Source organism: Sphingomonas benefaciens (genome assembly GCF_052907485.1).
In genome coordinates, this window is record NZ_JBREIC010000001.1 from 355748 (window position 1) to 372171 (window position 16424).

Below are 16424 nucleotides of genomic sequence, written 5' to 3' on the forward strand. Positions count from 1 at the left end.
AGGCGACGCGATCCGGCAGGCAACGTTACCATCTTTCGCTTGCGGTGAGGTGAGGCCGGAATGCGGCGAGCACCGCCTCATAGAGCGCCGTCTTGAAGGGCACGATCATCGCCGGCAGATCCTGCGGATCGGCCCAGCGCCAGGCGCGGAATTCCTGGTGCTCGGTCGCGATGTCGATATCGCTGTCCTGGCCCAGGAAGCGGAACAGGAACCAGCGCTGCCGCTGCCCGCGCCATTGACCCTTCCACACCTTGCCGACGAGATCGTCGGGCAAGTCGTAGAACAGTTCGTCGGGCGCCTCGGCGATCAGCTGCACCTTATCCGGCGCGACGCCCGTCTCTTCGCCCAGTTCGCGGATCGCGGCGGTCAGCGCGTCCTCGCCGGCGTCGATCCCGCCTTGCGGCATCTGCCAGGCCTCCAGCGTCGAATCGATCCGCTGGCCGACGAAGACCCGCCCTTCGGCGTTGATCAGCATCACGCCAGCGCAGGGGCGATAGGGTAGATCGGCCTTGCTCATGCCGCCGCTCCGGCGGCCTGGCGTTGTACCCGCGCGGCTTCCGCCTCGACGATCGCCGGCTTCAGCGTTGCCAGATAGGCGGCGACGTCGCCTTGGCTCGACGGGATCGCCTTGCGCAGCGTCGCGAAGCCATGGATCGTCCCCACCGCCTCGCGGAAGACGACGGGCACGCCGGCCTGCGCCAATGCCGCGGCATAGGCGCGACCTTGGTCGCGGATCGGATCGAGGCTTGCGGTGACGATCACCGCCGGCGGCAGCCCGGCGACGTTGCCGAGCAGCGGCGATCCCCGTGGATGGGCGATATCCGCCTGATAGGCGTCGACGAACCACAGCATCGTGTCGCGGGTGAGCAGATAACCGTCGGCGAATTCCTCGAACGACGGATAGAGGCGCGACGTGTCGGCCGCGGGATAGATCGGTGCCTGCAGGATCACCGGCACCGTCGCGGGTCGATCGCGCAGATCCATCGCGGCAACGATCGTCAGCGTGCCTCCTGCGCTGTCGCCGGCAAGTACCAGTGCGGTGACACTGCGCCCAAGCGCAGCCGGGCTGCCGGCGACCCAGCGCGCCGCGGCCTCGCAATCGTCCGGCGCCGCGGGCCAGCGGTGTTCGGGCGCGAGTCGATAGTCCACCGAGATCACCGGCAGGTCGAGCACCCGCGCGATCTCCGCGCACAGGCTGGCGTGCGTATCGATGTTGCCGATGACGAAGCCGCCGCCGTGGAAGAACACCACCGCCGGCCCCGGCGCGCGGCTTTCGCGCGCGTCGAACAAGCGCGCGGGGATCGTGCCCGCGGGCCCCGGTATCGCGAGATCGCGCATCGTCGCCAGCTCGCCGACGGCCAAGTCGGCGACGTCCTTCATCGCGACGAACACCTGTCGCGCCGCCTCGGGGGTCATCTGGTGCGTGCGCGGGCCGGGAACGGAGGCGAGATAATCGAGAAAGGCGCGAACGTCGGGGCGGACGAACGGGGCGGGGTCGGTCATGCACGGGTCCCTTGGGCAGCCTGCGGTGGCGCCCTACCTAGGTGGCGTGATCGCCGTCGTCCATCATCCCGCCTATGTCGCGCCCGCCCCGGCGCGATCGACCTACCGCTGGAACAAGAACGGCCTGATCCGCGACCTGTTGCTGGACCAGGGACGGCGGATCGACTGGCACACGCCCGATCCGATGCCGACGCGCTGGCTGGAGGCGGTCCACGACCCGGATTATGTCGCGGAGGTGCTGGAGGCGCGGGTCCCGCCGCTCAAGACGCGGCGCATCGGCTTTCCGGTGACCCCCGAGGTGGCGGCACGCGCGCAGGCGGTTCCGGGCGGCACCTGGCTGGCGGCGCACCTGGCGCTGCGCCACGGCTTCGCAGCCAATACCGCCGGCGGCAGCCATCATGCGCTCGCCGGCACTGGGGCAGGCTATTGCGTGTTCAACGATCTGGCGGTGGCGGCGGTCCGGCTGGTCGAGGAGGGGACGGTCGACCGGCTCGCCGTCGTCGATTGCGATGTCCACCAGGGCGACGGCACGGCCGCCTTGCTGGCGGGCCATCCCGGCATCGTCACCTATTCGATCCACGCCGAAAAGAACTTCCCCGCCCGCAAGGCGCGATCGACGCGCGACGTGGCGCTCGCCGACGGGCTCGGGGACGAGGCCTATCTGACGACGCTGGAAGAGACGCTGACGCCCTTCCTCGCCGAGCACCGGCCGCAGCTGGTCCTCTATCAGGCGGGGGTCGATCCCTTCGCCGATGATCGGCTCGGCCGATTGTCGCTTAGCCTCGACGGCCTTGCCCGGCGGGAGCGGCTGGTCGCGCGGCTGTCGCAGGCGGCGGGGGCGCCGCTCGCGAGCACGGTCGGCGGCGGCTATGGCGACGATGCGCTGGCGATCGCCCGCCGCCACGTCGATGCCATCCTGACCCTGGGCGCCGCCTTCGCCTGACCGTCTTTCGCCCGACCCGATCCTCGGGCATGAGCGCGCGGATGACCGGCCTCCTGTCCCGCACGATCGCGCCTCCGTTCCACCGCCTGCTCGACCGGATCGACGCCGGGCTGGCGAGCGGCGGGATCGAGGCGCGCCTGCCCGATGGGACGCACCGGCTGCTCGGCGGCCGCGCCCCCGGTCCGGTGCCGATCGTCACCATCGTCCGCTGGCGTGCGCTGCTGCGGCTGGCGACGGAAGGGTCGGTCGGCTGGTATCGCGCCTGGGAGGCGGGCGAATGGTCGAGCCCCGACCCGGTGCCGCTGTTCGACCTGTTCATGCGCAACCGCACCTCGCTCGGCGGAACGGCGCGGGCCGGCGGCATTCCCAAGGCGGCGCTGCGCCATTGGCACCGCCTGCGTCGCAACGACCGCGGCGGGGCGCGGCGCAACATCGCCGACCATTACGATCTCGGCAACGACTTCTACCGGGAATGGCTCGATGCCAGCCTGACCTATTCGAGCGCGATCTACGACCGTGGCGACACGCTGGAAACGGCGCAGCAGCGCAAGCTCGACGCGATCCTCGCCCGCACCGCGACCCGTCCCGGCGAGACGATCCTGGAGATCGGCTGCGGCTGGGGTTCGTTCGCCGCCACCGCCGCGGCCGCGGGCCGCAAAGTCCATGGCCTGACCCTGTCGACCGAACAGAAGGCGGCGGTCGATGCGCGCGGGCTGCCCGGCGTCTCGGTGTCGCTGACCGACTATCGCGACGTCACCGGCAGCTATGACGCGGTCGCGAGCATCGAGATGGTCGAGGCGGTCGGCCAGGCCTATTGGCCCGCCTATGTCGACACGCTGGCCCGGGTGCTGAAGCCCGGTGGTCGCGTCGCGCTCCAGTACATCAGCATCGCCGACGACATCTTCGAACGCTATGCGAACGGCGTCGATTTCATCCAGCGCTATATCTTTCCGGGCGGCATGCTGCTGTCCGAAAGCCGCTTTCGCGCCCTATGCGAGGCGCGAGGCTTCGCCTGGACCGATCGTCACGGCTTCGGGCTCGACTATGCCCAGACGCTGCGCCACTGGCGCGAGCGTTTCGACAATGCCGACAAGGCCGGGCGCCTGCCGGCACGGCTCGACGCGCGCTTCCGCGACCTCTGGCGCTATTATCTGATGTATTGCGAGGGCGGCTTCCGCGGCGGCGGGATCGACGTCGCGCAGGTCACGCTGATCAAGGCCTAGGACCGGTCAGCCGACCCGTTCGACGTGGCCCGGATCGAAGCCGTCGATCGCCAGCGCCACGATCCGCGCCGCCACCACCTCGGGCGGCTTGACCGCCTGCGGGTCCTCGCCCGGATAGGCGCGGGCGCGCATCTTGGTCCGCGTCGCGCCGGGATCGACGATTGCGGTGCGGATGCGGCTGATCTCCGCGGTCTCGTCGCCATAGGCGCCGAGCAATGTCTCGAACGCCGCCTTGGACGCGCCATAGGCGCCCCAATAGGCGCGGGGCGTGCGGCCGACGCTCGACGTCAGGCCGATCACCCGCGCCCCCGCCGACCTGCGCAGCATCGGATCGAACGCCGCCAGCATCGCCGCCTGGGCGCTGACGTTGAGCGTCAGCACCTGCGCGAACTCCTTGGCGTCGATCGCCGGCACCGCCGACAGGCTGCCGAGCATCGCCGCATTGAGCACCAGCACGTCGAGCGCCTGCCAGCGCTCGCCGATCGCGGTCGCCAGCCGGGCGATCGCGTCGCTCTGCGTCAGGTCGAGCGGCGCGATCGTCGCCGAGCCGCCGGCCTGGAAGATCGTCTCCTCGACGGCTTCCAGATCCTTGGCGGTACGCGCGGTCAGCACGACATGCGCGCCCGCTTCCGCCAGCGCGATCGCGGTCGCGGCGCCGATCCCCCGGCTCGCGCCGGTCACCAGCGCGAGCTTGCCGTCCAATGCTTTCGTCATCGCGCTCAGTTCACCCGCTCGGCGAGCATCGCGAATTGGTCGACGGGACCGGTGTCGTCATGATCGGTGAGCGTCGTCGGATAGTCGCCCGTGAAGCAGGCGTCGCAATATTTCGGGCGGATGTCGGCACGCTGCGCCTCGCCCAGCGCCTTGTACAGCCCGTCGATCGACACGAAGGCCAGGCTGTCGGCGTGGATGAAATCGGTCATGCCACCGACGTCGAGCTTCGCCGCGAGCAGCTTCGCCCGCTCCGGCGTGTCGACGCCGTAGAAGCAGCTATGGCGCGTCGGCGGGCTGGCGATCCGCATGTGGATCTCCGCTGCGCCGGCATCGCGCATCATCTGCACGATCTTCAGGCTGGTCGTCCCGCGCACGATCGAATCGTCGATCAGGACGATGCGCTTGCCCTCGATCAGCGCGCGATTGGCATTGTGCTTCAGCTTGACGCCGAGATGGCGGACCTTGTCGCCGGGCTGGATGAAGGTGCGGCCGACGTAATGCGAGCGGATGATGCCGAGCTCGAACGGAATGCCCGATTGCTGCGCATAGCCGATCGCCGCCGGCACGCCCGAATCGGGCACCGGGATCACCAGGTCCGCCTCCACCGGGGCCTCGATCGCCAGCTGCGCACCGATCTCCTTGCGCACCGAATAGACCGACTGGTCGCCCGCGATCGAATCGGGGCGGCTGAAATAGACCCATTCGAAGATGCAGGGCCGCGGCGCCATCGGCGCGAACGGCTTGATCGAACGGATCTCGCTGCCCTGCACGATGACGAGTTCACCGGGTTCGACCTGCCGTTCGAAGGTCGCGCCGCAGACGTCGAGCGCCACCGTCTCCGACGCGAAGATGATCGCATCGTCCAATCGCCCCATCACCAGCGGCCGGATGCCGAGCGGATCACGGCAGGCGATCATCCCCTCGGGCGTCGTCACGATCAGCGAATAGGCGCCCTCGATCTGCTTCAGCGCGTCGATGAAGCGGTCGAGCAATGTACGATAGCTCGAGGTCGCGACCAGATGGATGATCGTCTCGGTATCGCTGGTCGATTGGAAGATCGAGCCACGGCGGACCAGCTCGCGACGCAGTTTCATCGCGTTGGAGATGTTGCCATTATGTGCGACCGCGAAGCCGCCGGTCGATAGATCGGCGTAGAGCGGCTGGACGTTGCGCAGCGCGGTCTCGCCCGTCGTCGAGTAGCGGACATGGCCGACCGCGATACTGCCCGGCAGCGCGCGGATCACGTCGTCGCGATCGAAATTGCCCGCCACATGCCCCATCGCACGATGCGTGTGGAACAGCGTGCCGTCGAAGCTGGTGATCCCCGCGGCCTCCTGGCCACGGTGCTGCAGCGCGTGCAGCCCGAGCGCGGCAAGCGCGGCGGCGCTGTCGCTGCCGGAAACACCGAAGATGCCGCATTCTTCACGCAGCTTGTCGTCGTCGAAGGGATGAGTGGTCAGCATGGCCCGGCCCGATGTCGTGCGAGCGGCCATATAGGCAGCCGAAACGCATTTGTCGCGTGTTTGTCACGCTTTTCGGACCGATCGTGGACGACTGGCGTTGAGCGGGCGCAAGGAGACCCGCGATGGCCAAGGATCACGGCAGCCAGATCAAGGACGATTCGCTCTACGAGGACCTGCGCAAACAGGGGAATTCTAAGGAGAAAGCCGCCCGCATCGCCAATGCTAAGGCGAACGGCTCGCTCGACCACCGATCGACGCACCTCGAAGACCGCAGCAAGGCCGATCTGATGAAGGAGGCGCGGGAGATCGGCATCGAGGGGCGATCGAAGATGGACAAGGCGGCGCTGGTCAAGGCGATCCGCGGGCATCGTTAGGAGCCTCTGCCACGTCCGTCCTGCCGGACGTGTTCCGGCATCCACGGTTCCGCGCACCTTATGGGTCGGGGCACGCGAAGCCGTGGCCCCGGGAACAGGTCCGGGGGGACGGTTGTAATGAGTCAGCCGCGTGACGCCGCACTCTGCACACGCTAATCCCGCGGCATGCCCGATCCGCGCGAAACCGAGCTTGTCCTCGATCCGAGATATGATGCCGCCGGCCTCGTCACCGCCGTGGTGGTCGACCGTGCCGGTGCCCCGCTGATGGTTGCCCATATGAATGCCGACGCGCTCGCGGCGACGCAGGCGAGCGGGGAGGCGACCTTCTGGTCGCGCAGCCGCGGCCGGCTGTGGCGAAAGGGCGAGACCTCGGGCAATGTCCTCCGCGTCGTCGAGATGCGCATCGATTGCGATCAGGACGCCATCTGGATCATCGCCGATCCGGCCGGTCCCGCCTGCCATACCGGCGCCGCCAGTTGCTTCTACCGGCGGATCGACGGCGATCGGCTAGTTCCCGTCGCATGAGGCGTCCGGCGCTCCTCGCCCTGTCGCTCCTCGTCGGCTGTCACCAGCGGGAGGCACCAACTGGTGGCGATACGGCCGGCGCGCGGCTGGAACGGGCGGCGACCGCCGCCGGTATCGTCGCCGATCCGGCTCGGATCAGTCTGGTCGGCGCCTGGGCGCGCGATACCGATCGGCTGTGCGTCGTCGGCGCTAATTCGGGCAGCCTGCGCGTCGGCGTCCTGGTCGACTATGGCGAAGGCCAGGGATGCGCCGCGTCGGGTATCGCCCGCCAGCGCGGCGAAACGCTGAGCGTTGGCTTTGGGGGCTGCCGCTTCGACGCCCGCTCCGACGGGGAGCGGATCGTCTTCCCCGCGACGCTGCCATCGGCCTGCGATTCGCTGTGCACCGGCCGCGCCAGCCTGTCGGCCCTGTCGGTCGACCGGATCAGCGCCGCCGCCTCCGAAGCCGCACAACTGCGTGCGACCAACGGACGGGCGCTCTGCGGCCGTTGACGTTGACGTAAAGGGAAGTTATTTGCCGTGGCATGGACTTGACGCCTGCCTATGCGCCGATCGCGCCGCGGGACGACCGCGACAGCTATACGATCTCCGATCTGTCGGACGAGTTCGGCGTCACCGCCCGCGCGCTGCGCTTTTATGAGGACGAGGGGCTGATCGCCCCCGAACGGCGCGGCACGCAACGCATCTATTCGCATCGCGATCGGGCGCGGCTCGCCTGGATCCTGCGCGGCAAACGCGTCGGCTTCAGCCTCGGCGAGATCCGCGAGATGATCGACCTGTACGACGTCGGCGACAATCGCCGCGCCCAGCGTCAGGCGACGATCGACCGCTGCCGCGGCCGCATCGCGCTGCTCGAACGGCAGAAGCAGGACATTGATGCCGCCATTGCCGAACTGACCGAATTCGTGACCGTCGTAGAAGCGGTCCACGCCCAGGACGCCTGAGAGGAAGCCCCGAAATGCCCCAGTACACGCCCCCCGTCCGCGACACCCGGTTCGTGCTCGAACACGTCGTCGGGCTGCAGAATTACGCCAATCTGCCCGGCTTTGATGCGGCCACGCCCGATGTCGTCGATGCGGTACTTGAAGAAGGTGGACGTTTCGTCGCCGAGGTGCTGTTCCCGCTCAACCAATCGGGTGACCAGGAAGGCTGCACGCGTCACGACGACGGCAGCGTCACCACGCCCGCCGGCTTCAAGGACGCCTACAAGCAATATGTCGAGAGCGGCTGGGCGACGCTCGGGAACATGCCCGAATATGGCGGGCAGGGGATGCCGCACGTCGTCTCGACGGCGTTCCAGGAATATATGATCTCGTCGAACATGGCCTTCGCCATGTATCCCGGCCTGACCCATGGTGCGATCGCTGCACTGCTCGCGCAGGGCTCCGACGAGCAGAAGGCGATGTACGTCCCCAAGATGGTGTCGGGCGAATGGGGCGGCACGATGAACCTGACGGAGCCGCAGTGCGGCACCGATCTCGGCCTGATCCGCACCAAGGCGGAGCCGCAGGCGGACGGCAGCTATGCGATCACCGGCACCAAGATCTTCATCTCGGCCGGCGAGCATGACCTGACCGACAACATCATTCATCTCGTGCTCGCCAAGACGCCGGGCGCGCCCGACAGTTCGAAGGGCATCAGCCTGTTCGTCGTGCCCAAGGTGCTGGTCAACGACGACGGCGCGCTCGGCGAGCGCAACGCGGTCACCTGCGGCTCGATCGAGCACAAGATGGGCATCCACGCCAATTCGACCTGCGTGATGAATTATGACGGCGCCAAGGGCTGGCTGGTCGGCGAGGAGATGAAGGGCCTCGCCGCGATGTTCATCATGATGAACGCCGCACGCCTCGGCGTCGGCCTGCAGGGTCTCGGCGTCGCGGAAGTCGCCTACCAGAATGCGGTGCAATATGCCGGCGACCGCCGCCAGGGCCGCGCGCTGACCGGCCCCAAGGAGCCGAACGAAAAGGCCGACACGCTGTTCGTCCACCCGGACGTGCGCCGCATGCTGATGGAGGCGAAGGCGTGGACGGAGGGGCTGCGCGCGCTCTGCCTGTGGGGCGCGCTCCAGGTCGACCTCGAACATCATGCCGCGACCGAGGAGGACCGCCAGCTGGCGGCCGACCTCGTCGGTCTGCTCACCCCGGTCATCAAGGGTGTCGGCACCGACAAGGCCTATGAGGTCGCGACCAACGCGCAGCAGGTCTATGGCGGCCACGGCTACATCCAGGAATGGGGGATGGAGCAATATGTCCGCGATGCCCGTATCGCGATGATCTACGAAGGCACTAACGGTGTCCAGGCGATGGACCTGGTCGGCCGCAAGCTCGCCCAGAAGGGCGGCCGCGCGGTGCAGGCCTTCTTCAAGATCGTCGGCGAGGAAGCGGCGGCGGCCAAGGGTGACGAGGCCACGGCGGTGATCGCCGAGGCGCTCGAGAAGGCGCTCGGCCAGCTGCAGGCGGCGACCATGTGGTTCATGGCCAATGGCATGAAGAACCCGGAGAATGTCGGTGCCGGCGCGGTGTCCTACATGCACCTGACCGGTATCGTCGCGGTCGGCCTGATGTGGCTGCGCATGGCCAGGGCGGCGGCGGCGGTGCAGGCGGCGGGCGAGGGCGACGCTTCGTTTCTCGACGCCAAGCTCGTCACCGCCCGCTTCTTCGCCGAGCGGATCATGCCCGATGCGGGTGCGCTGCGCCGCAAGATCGAAGGCGGTGCGGAGACGATCATGGCGCTGCCGCCGGAGATGTTCCGCGCGGCGTGACGGCGCGTCCTCCCCCGCACGGGCGTGCGGGGGAGGCGTGGCGTTACGGCGTACCGGCGGGCTTGGCGGGCGTGGCGGCGGCCGGCTCGCCCTTGCGACGCACGCCGCCCAGCTCCGTCGGTCCACGCGGATCCGTAGTGGGTTTCGGCGTTGCGACCGGCGTCGCGGTCGGCACGGCGGCGGGCGCGAGCAACACTTGCCGCTTCATGCACTGCGTCCGGTCGGGGCGCGGCAATTGCTCGCAATTCCAAAGGCTTTTTTCGACCCCGGCCGGGCGGTCGCGCAGATAGCTGAACGTCATCGCCGCCACCTGCTCCGATGAGAGCGGCAGGCTGGTCGGTACCTTCGCCGCGTCGAGCCAGGCGGAATATTTGCAGGTCGGCCGATCGCCACAGGTCTTGGCCGCGATCGCCGGAAAATCCTCCGCGAGCGTGGCGCGCGGCAACGCGACGAGAAAACTGTCCGCGGCCCCGCTCACCGGTGCCGGCGCCTCGCCGCTGCCGCCGGCGGTCGCCGCCTCGGCCAATGCCGCCTGCGCCTGCGCCAGGGCGGCGCCGGTCTTATGGGCATCGGACAGGGGCGCGAGCTGGTTTATCACCGGCTCACCGGCCCCCAGCCGCCGGTTGAAGGCGGGCGGCGTGCCCCACCAGCCGCTCCAGCGGAAGAACAAATGGCTGTGCACCGCGACGATCTTGTCGAGACTGGCCTGCCAATAGGGCACCACCCAGTCGGTATGGTAATGGGTGGCATAGCCGACCGGCCGATAGACCGCGCCCGACAGCGCCATCCGGGCGACCGCGCGGGCGCGCCGCCACGCCGCATCGCCGGGCGACCAGCGGGTCAGCGCACCGTCGCAGGCGAAGGTGAACTGACAGCCGGTGCGTCGCTCCTGTCCCTCGAACACGACACCGCAGACCGTCTTGGGAAAGGCCGGGTGGCGCAGGCGGTTGAGCACGACCTGGGCGACGGCGCGCTCGCCGACCGCATCGTCGCCCGCCTCGTAGAGGACGCCGGCGGCCAGACAGTCGGTCGCCCGGGCGAGATCGTCGCCGCTGCCGGCATAGCGGAACGGCCGCGCCGCCGGATTGGGCGCGGTGGAAAAGGGCACCGCGGCGTTGAAGGCGCGGGCCTCGTCCTGCGACAGATCGACCAGCCGCACCGGCTCGACCGGCGGCAGTTCGGCCGGCGGCACGACGCGGCGGGGCGGCAGCGCGATCCGCCGCACCGGCGTCGCCGGGATCGCCGGGGGATGCGTCACGACCCAGCCGGGCACGGCCAGCGCCACCGCCGCCGTCGCCGCGAGGATGATGGGGATCGTCGCGCCGCGCGACGGCCGCGCCGGTCGCCGGGCGCGACCGGCATCGGTCGGCTCTGCCAGGTCGCCGGGACGGTCTGCGCCGGCAGCAGCCCCCGGCTTGCGTAAGGATGCGCTCACTGTTCGGGCAGGAAGTCCGGCACGGAGAGGTAGCGCTCACCGGTATCGTAGTTGAAGCCGAGCACGCGCGCGCCGTCGGGCAGGTCGGGCAGCTTCTGCAGGATCGCCGCCAGCGTCGCGCCGGACGAGATGCCGACCAGCAGCCCCTCCTCGCGCGCCGAACGCCGCGCCATGTCCTTGGCGACCGCGGCATCGACCTCGATGACGCCGTCCAGCACCTCGGTATGCAGGTTCTTGGGGATGAAGCCCGCGCCGATTCCCTGGATCGGGTGCGGCCCCGGCTGGCCGCCGGCGATCACCGGAGAGGCGGCCGGCTCGACCGCAAACACCTTCATTTCCGGCCAATGCTGCTTCAACACCTGCGCGACGCCGGTGATATGGCCGCCGGTGCCGACCCCGGTGATCAGCACGTCGATCGGCGAATCGCGGAAGTCGTTGAGGATCTCCTGGGCCGTGGTGCGCACGTGCACGTCGACGTTGGCGGGATTCTCGAACTGCTGCGGCATCCAGGCGCCGGGCGTCTGCTCGACGATCTCGAGCGCCCGCTCGATGGCGCCCTTCATGCCCTTCTCGCGCGGGGTCAGGTCGAAGCTCGCGCCATAGGCCAGCATCAGCCGGCGCCGCTCCAGCGACATCGATTCGGGCATCACCAGCGTCAGCTTGTAGCCCTTCACCGCCGCGACCATCGCCAGGCCGACGCCGGTGTTGCCGCTGGTCGGTTCGACGATGGTGCCGCCCGGCTTCAGATCGCCCGACGCTTCCGCCGCCTCGATCATCGCCAGCGCGATGCGGTCCTTGATCGAGCCGCCGGGGTTCGACCGTTCGGACTTGATCCACACTTCGCTGTTCGGGAACAGGCGCTGGATCCGCACATGCGGCGTGTTGCCGATCGTTTCCAGGATCGTGTTGGCCTTCATGGCTTGGCTTCTCCGTGTTGGGGTTCGACCTGTAACATGTCGGGCGGATCGAAGGTCCGCGCCTGCCGTAGCTCGGGGAAAAGACGCGACCAGAGGAGCGTGACGACGATGGCCGCGCAGCCGCCGAACACCACCGCGCCGACCGGTCCGAGCAGCGACGCCATCAACCCGCTCTCCGCCTCACCGAGCTCGTTGGATGCCGAAATGGTGAGCTGCGACACCGCACTGACCCGGCCGCGCATGGCGTCCGGCGTATGCAGCTGGATCAGCGACTGGCGGACGTAGACCGATACCATGTCGGCGCCGCCCGCGACGATCAGCGCGACGAGGCTGAGCGGGAACCAGGTCGACAGGCCGAAGGTCAGCACCGCCAGCGCGAACACGATCACTGCGATCAGCATCTTGACCCCGACGTTCGACTTCATCGGCCGGAACGAGAACCAGATCGCGGTGCTCGCCGCCCCGATGCCCATGCCGGCGGCCAGCACGCCCAGCCCCTGCGATCCGACATGCAGGATATCGCGCGCATAGATCGGCAACAGCGCGGTCGCCCCGGCGAGCAGCACGACGAACAGGTCGAGCGTGATCGTCGCCAGCACCAGCCGGTTGTTGCGGACGTATTGGAAACCGTCGAGGATGCGGTGGATCGGCCGCCGATCCTTCTGCGCCGGCGGTTGCGGCACCTTGCCGATCAGGAAGATGGTGGTCAGCGCCAGCACGAACAGACCGGTGATGCTGGCATAGGCGACATCGGGGTGGATGGCGTAGAGCAGCCCGCCGACGCTGGGCCCGGCGATCGACCCGACCTGCCAGGCGATCGACGAGATGGCGATCGCGGTCGGCAGGCTTTCGCGCGGGACGAGATTGGGGGCAAGCGCCGAATAGGCCGGCCCGGTGAAGGCGCGCGCCACCCCGATCAGCACCGCGGCGGCGAACAGCGCCGGCAGGGTCAGCGAACCCGCCCAGGTCAGCACCCCCAGCATCGCCGCGACGGCAACGATCAAGGCGGTGGTCGCACGCACGATCCAGCGGCGATCGACGCTATCGGCGACCAGGCCGGTGACCGGCGTCAGCAGGAACAGCGGCACGAACTGCGCCGCGCCGATCATGCCGAGCAGGAACGCCGCCTGGCGGATGTCCATCGTCTGCCGGGCTAGGCCGTAGACCTGCCAGCCGATGACGATCGCCAGCGCGGTCTGCGCGATCGTGCCGGACAGGCGCGACAGCCAATAGGCGCGGAAGTTGGCGATGCGGAACGGGTGGGTGGGCTTGTCCATCTGCGATGCGGTTTGGCGCGGGCGAACGCAAAGGGCAACAAACTTGCGCTTTGCCGTCCCGCAGGTCCGGGTCGCCGAGCGACCGGGATCATGCCTCGCCGTCCCTCGGAAACGCTACGTCACAGCCATCTTGAGCCAGGGAATTGATGTTCCCGCAGAAGCCGGACTATAGGCGCTTCCACATTCCCCCAGGACCGTTGAGGTAATCCGTGGCCAAATCGCCTGCCGCTCGTCCCGCCGAACCGCCGCTCACCAACCGTGAGCGACCGGCCGAACCCAAGCCGTTCGAGGCGAACAAGGACCAGCTGCTCGACTTCTACAAGCAGATGCTGCTGATCCGCCGTTTCGAGGAAAAGGCGGGCCAGCTCTATGGCCTCGGCTTCATCGGCGGCTTCTGCCACCTCTACATCGGCCAGGAAGCGGTCGCCGTCGGCCTGCAGTCGGCGCTGAATGGCGACACCGACTCCGTGATCACCGGCTATCGCGACCATGGCCACATGCTCGCCTACGGCATCGATCCCAAGGTGATCATGGCCGAGCTGACCGGTCGTGCCGCCGGCATCAGCCGCGGCAAGGGCGGGTCGATGCACATGTTCTCGACCGAGCATAAGTTCTATGGCGGCCACGGCATCGTCGGCGCACAGGTCAGCCTCGGCACCGGCCTCGCCTTCAAGCACAAGTACAGCGGCGACGGCGGCGTCTGTCTCGCCTATTTCGGCGACGGCGCGGCCAACCAGGGCCAGGTCTACGAGAGCTTCAACATGGCGGAGCTCTGGAAGCTCCCGATCATCTTCGTGATCGAGAACAACCAATATGCCATGGGCACCAGCGTCAACCGCGCCTCGTCGGAAGACCAGCTCTACCGTCGCGGCGAGAGCTTCCGCATCCCCGGCATCCAGGTCGACGGCATGGACGTGCTCGCCTGCCGCGGCGCGGCCGAGGAGGCGCTCGCCTGGGTTCGTGCGGGCAAGGGCCCGGTCATCCTCGAGATGAAGACCTATCGCTACCGCGGCCATTCCATGTCCGACCCCGCCAAATATCGCAGCCGCGAGGAGGTGCAGGCGGTGCGCGACAAGTCCGACCCGATCGAGCACGTCAAGAAGCTGCTCCAAGGGCACGGCGTCGGCGAGGCCGACCTCAAGTCCATCGAACAGGAGATCCGCAAGGTCGTGAACGAAGCCGCCGATTTCGCCGAAAGCACCCCCGAGCCCGATGCGGGCGAGCTGTATACCGACGTGCTGGTGGAGAGCTACTGAGATGGCGATCGAGATCAAGATGCCCGCGCTGTCGCCGACCATGGAGGAAGGCACGCTGGCCAAGTGGCTCGTCAAGGAAGGCGACACGGTCAAGTCCGGCGACATCATGGCCGAGATCGAGACCGACAAGGCGACGATGGAGTTCGAGGCGGTCGACGAAGGCACGATCGGCAAGCTCGTCGTCGCGGAAGGCACCGACAATGTGAAGGTCGGCACGGTCATCGCGACCCTGCTCGCCGACGGCGAGAGCGCCGACGATGCCGCCGCCGCGCCCGCCGCCACCAAGGACGACGCGCCGCAGGGCGATGCCAAGGCCGACGAGACCAAGAAGCCCGACACGGTCGAGGATTCGGCCCATCCGGCGCAGGAAAAGGTCGAGACCGGCGCGCGCCAGCTGTTCGAAGCCGCCAAGCACGACGGCCGTCAGGATCCGTCGATCCCCGAAGGCACCGAGATGGTGAAGCTCACCGTCCGCGAGGCGCTGCGCGACGCCATGGCCGAGGAAATGCGCGCCGACGACCGCGTCTTCGTGATGGGTGAGGAAGTCGCGCAATATCAGGGTGCCTATAAGGTCACCCAGGGGCTGCTCGACGAGTTCGGCGACCGTCGCGTCATCGACACTCCGATCACCGAATATGGTTTCGCCGGCGTCGGCACGGGCGCGGCGATGGGCGGCCTGCGTCCGATCGTCGAGTTCATGACGTTCAACTTCGCCATGCAGGCGATCGACCACATCATCAACTCGGCGGCCAAGACCAACTACATGTCGGGCGGGCAGATGCGCTGCCCGATCGTGTTCCGCGGCCCGAACGGCGCGGCGAGCCGCGTCGGTGCGCAGCACTCGCAGAACTATGGTCCGTGGTATGCGAGCGTCCCCGGCCTGATCGTCATCGCGCCCTATGACGCGGCGGACGCCAAGGGCCTGCTCAAGGCGGCGATCCGGTCCGAAGACCCGGTCGTCTTCCTCGAGAACGAGCTGATGTACGGCCGTTCGTTCGAGGTGCCGAAGCTCGACGACTATGTCCTGCCGATCGGCAAGGCGCGGATCATGAAGCCGGGCAAGGACGTGACGCTGGTCAGCTATTCGATCGGCGTCGGCATCGCGCTGGAAGCCGCCGAGACGCTGGCGGGCGAGGGCGTGGATGCGGAGGTCATCGACCTGCGCACGCTGCGTCCGCTCGACAAGCAGACGGTGCTGAAGAGCCTGGCCAAGACCAACCGCCTCGTCGTCGTCGAGGAAGGCTGGCCGACCTGCTCGATCGCGTCGGAAGTGGCGGCGTTCGTGATGGAGGAAGGGTTCGACGACCTCGACGCGCCGGTGCTGCGCGTCACCGACGAGGACGTGCCGCTGCCTTACGCCGCCAATCTCGAGAAGCAGGCGCTGATCAACGCCGCCAAGGTCGTCGAGACGGTCAAGAAGGTGGTCTACAAGAAGTAAGGGGAGGGGGCTTCGGCCCCCCCCTCCAGCGCTGCTGCGCACGCAGGCGCCCAGGGTCAGGCGCGCTGTCGATCGCGGCTCCGGGTCGCTGCGTCCGCAGGAACCGGGTTCAGTCCGCGGAGACGGGAATTCCCGACACCGCCTTCGCGGTCCGGATCGTCAGCGACGTCTTCACGCTTGCGACATTCGGTGCCGGAGTCAGATGCGTGGTCAGGATTTCCTGGAAGCTCTTCAGATCGGCGGCGACGATCTTGAGAATGAAGTCGATCTCGCCGTTGAGCATATGGCATTCGCGAATCTCGGGAATGCCCGCGACATGCGCTTCGAACGCGGCGAGGTCATGCTCCGCCTGACTGCGCAGCGACACCATCGCGAACACGGTGATCGGGAAGCCCAGGCTGGCCGGGTCGAGATCGGCGTGATAGCCGCGGATGACGCCCGCTTCTTCCAATGCGCGAACCCGGCGCAGGCAGGGAGGGGCGGTCAGACCGACGCGCTCGGCGAGTTCGACATTGGTCATCCGGCCATCTGCTTGTAGATGGGCAAGGATCTGCCGATCGATCCGATCGAAGGACATTGCGCGCAACTCTCCCACA

At 68.2% G+C, this 16424-nt stretch carries 17 protein-coding genes; 9 read left to right on the plus strand and 8 right to left on the minus strand.

What is annotated here, in order from left to right; genetic code table 11:
- Window positions 1–25 precede the first annotated feature (25 nt).
- Together ACU5AX_RS01675 and ACU5AX_RS01680 are read right to left on the minus strand one after the other, a co-directional pair.
- The gene (locus ACU5AX_RS01675) at window positions 26–517 is read right to left on the minus strand and encodes an RNA pyrophosphohydrolase (RefSeq protein ID WP_446689405.1); all 492 of its coding nucleotides are present in this window, start codon (window positions 515–517) and stop codon (window positions 26–28) included.
- Complete coding sequence (locus ACU5AX_RS01680; RefSeq protein ID WP_446689406.1) at window positions 514–1503, minus strand: alpha/beta hydrolase; 990 nt, start codon at window positions 1501–1503, stop codon at window positions 514–516. The genes ACU5AX_RS01675 and ACU5AX_RS01680 overlap by 4 nt, the downstream gene beginning before the upstream one ends.
- A 46-nt stretch (window positions 1504–1549) precedes the next feature.
- Between ACU5AX_RS01680 and ACU5AX_RS01685 the strand changes: the two genes are divergently transcribed.
- Both ACU5AX_RS01685 and ACU5AX_RS01690 read left to right on the plus strand, forming a co-directional pair.
- A complete protein-coding gene (locus ACU5AX_RS01685; RefSeq protein WP_446689407.1) occupies window positions 1550–2446 on the plus strand; it encodes a histone deacetylase family protein in 897 nt (298 codons plus the stop codon).
- A 29-nt stretch (window positions 2447–2475) separates the two neighbouring features.
- Window positions 2476–3669, plus strand: coding sequence for a class I SAM-dependent methyltransferase (locus ACU5AX_RS01690; protein ID WP_446689408.1), 1194 nt, complete (start codon window positions 2476–2478; stop codon window positions 3667–3669).
- Between the two features lie 6 nt (window positions 3670–3675).
- On the opposite strand, the gene ACU5AX_RS01695 is transcribed toward ACU5AX_RS01690, so the two are convergent.
- Complete coding sequence (locus ACU5AX_RS01695) at window positions 3676–4383, minus strand: SDR family NAD(P)-dependent oxidoreductase (protein WP_446689409.1); 708 nt, start codon at window positions 4381–4383, stop codon at window positions 3676–3678.
- A gap of 5 nt (window positions 4384–4388) precedes the next feature.
- Entirely contained in the window at window positions 4389–5846 is a 1458-nt protein-coding gene (purF, locus tag ACU5AX_RS01700; RefSeq protein WP_446689410.1) for an amidophosphoribosyltransferase, read from the minus strand.
- A gap of 122 nt (window positions 5847–5968) precedes the next feature.
- Between purF and ACU5AX_RS01705 the strand changes: the two genes are divergently transcribed.
- The 5 genes from ACU5AX_RS01705 to ACU5AX_RS01725 all read left to right on the plus strand — a co-directional run bounded on the left by ACU5AX_RS01705 (window position 5969) and on the right by ACU5AX_RS01725 (window position 9505).
- Window positions 5969–6220, plus strand: a complete 252-nt coding sequence (locus ACU5AX_RS01705; protein WP_446689411.1) for a DUF7218 family protein — start codon at window positions 5969–5971, stop codon at window positions 6218–6220.
- 165 nt (window positions 6221–6385) lie between these two features.
- On the plus strand, window positions 6386–6745 hold the full coding sequence (hisI, locus tag ACU5AX_RS01710; RefSeq protein ID WP_446689412.1) for a phosphoribosyl-AMP cyclohydrolase: 360 nt from the start codon (window positions 6386–6388) through the stop codon (window positions 6743–6745).
- Window positions 6742–7236: a hypothetical protein gene (locus ACU5AX_RS01715; RefSeq protein WP_446689413.1), complete on the plus strand. Its 495-nt coding sequence runs from the start codon at window positions 6742–6744 to the stop codon at window positions 7234–7236. Before hisI ends, ACU5AX_RS01715 begins: the two co-directional genes overlap by 4 nt.
- A 32-nt stretch (window positions 7237–7268) precedes the next feature.
- The gene (locus ACU5AX_RS01720; protein WP_198353014.1) at window positions 7269–7688 is read left to right on the plus strand and encodes a MerR family transcriptional regulator; all 420 of its coding nucleotides are present in this window, start codon (window positions 7269–7271) and stop codon (window positions 7686–7688) included.
- A 14-nt stretch (window positions 7689–7702) separates the two neighbouring features.
- Window positions 7703–9505: an acyl-CoA dehydrogenase C-terminal domain-containing protein gene (locus ACU5AX_RS01725; RefSeq protein ID WP_446689414.1), complete on the plus strand. Its 1803-nt coding sequence runs from the start codon at window positions 7703–7705 to the stop codon at window positions 9503–9505.
- A 43-nt stretch (window positions 9506–9548) separates the two neighbouring features.
- Here the strand turns inward: ACU5AX_RS01725 and ACU5AX_RS01730 are convergent, their stop codons facing one another.
- The 3 genes from ACU5AX_RS01730 to ACU5AX_RS01740 form a co-directional block, all read right to left on the minus strand.
- On the minus strand, window positions 9549–10811 hold the full coding sequence (locus ACU5AX_RS01730; protein ID WP_446690441.1) for a cell wall hydrolase: 1263 nt from the start codon (window positions 10809–10811) through the stop codon (window positions 9549–9551).
- Between the two features lie 125 nt (window positions 10812–10936).
- On the minus strand, window positions 10937–11857 hold the full coding sequence (gene cysK, locus ACU5AX_RS01735) for a cysteine synthase A (RefSeq protein ID WP_446689415.1): 921 nt from the start codon (window positions 11855–11857) through the stop codon (window positions 10937–10939).
- Window positions 11854–13134, minus strand: coding sequence for an MFS transporter (locus ACU5AX_RS01740; RefSeq protein ID WP_446689416.1), 1281 nt, complete (start codon window positions 13132–13134; stop codon window positions 11854–11856). The genes cysK and ACU5AX_RS01740 overlap by 4 nt, the downstream gene beginning before the upstream one ends.
- A 209-nt stretch (window positions 13135–13343) precedes the next feature.
- Here ACU5AX_RS01740 and pdhA point away from each other — a divergent pair, with 209 nt between their 5' ends.
- Together pdhA and ACU5AX_RS01750 are read left to right on the plus strand one after the other, a co-directional pair.
- On the plus strand, window positions 13344–14390 hold the full coding sequence (gene pdhA, locus ACU5AX_RS01745) for a pyruvate dehydrogenase (acetyl-transferring) E1 component subunit alpha (protein ID WP_446689417.1): 1047 nt from the start codon (window positions 13344–13346) through the stop codon (window positions 14388–14390).
- A 1-nt stretch (window position 14391) separates the two neighbouring features.
- Complete coding sequence (locus ACU5AX_RS01750) at window positions 14392–15828, plus strand: pyruvate dehydrogenase complex E1 component subunit beta (RefSeq protein ID WP_446689418.1); 1437 nt, start codon at window positions 14392–14394, stop codon at window positions 15826–15828.
- 109 nt (window positions 15829–15937) lie between these two features.
- Here the strand turns inward: ACU5AX_RS01750 and ACU5AX_RS01755 are convergent, their stop codons facing one another.
- Window positions 15938–16405, minus strand: a complete 468-nt coding sequence (locus ACU5AX_RS01755) for an Lrp/AsnC family transcriptional regulator (protein WP_198353008.1) — start codon at window positions 16403–16405, stop codon at window positions 15938–15940.
- Window positions 16406–16424: the final 19 nt, after the last annotated feature.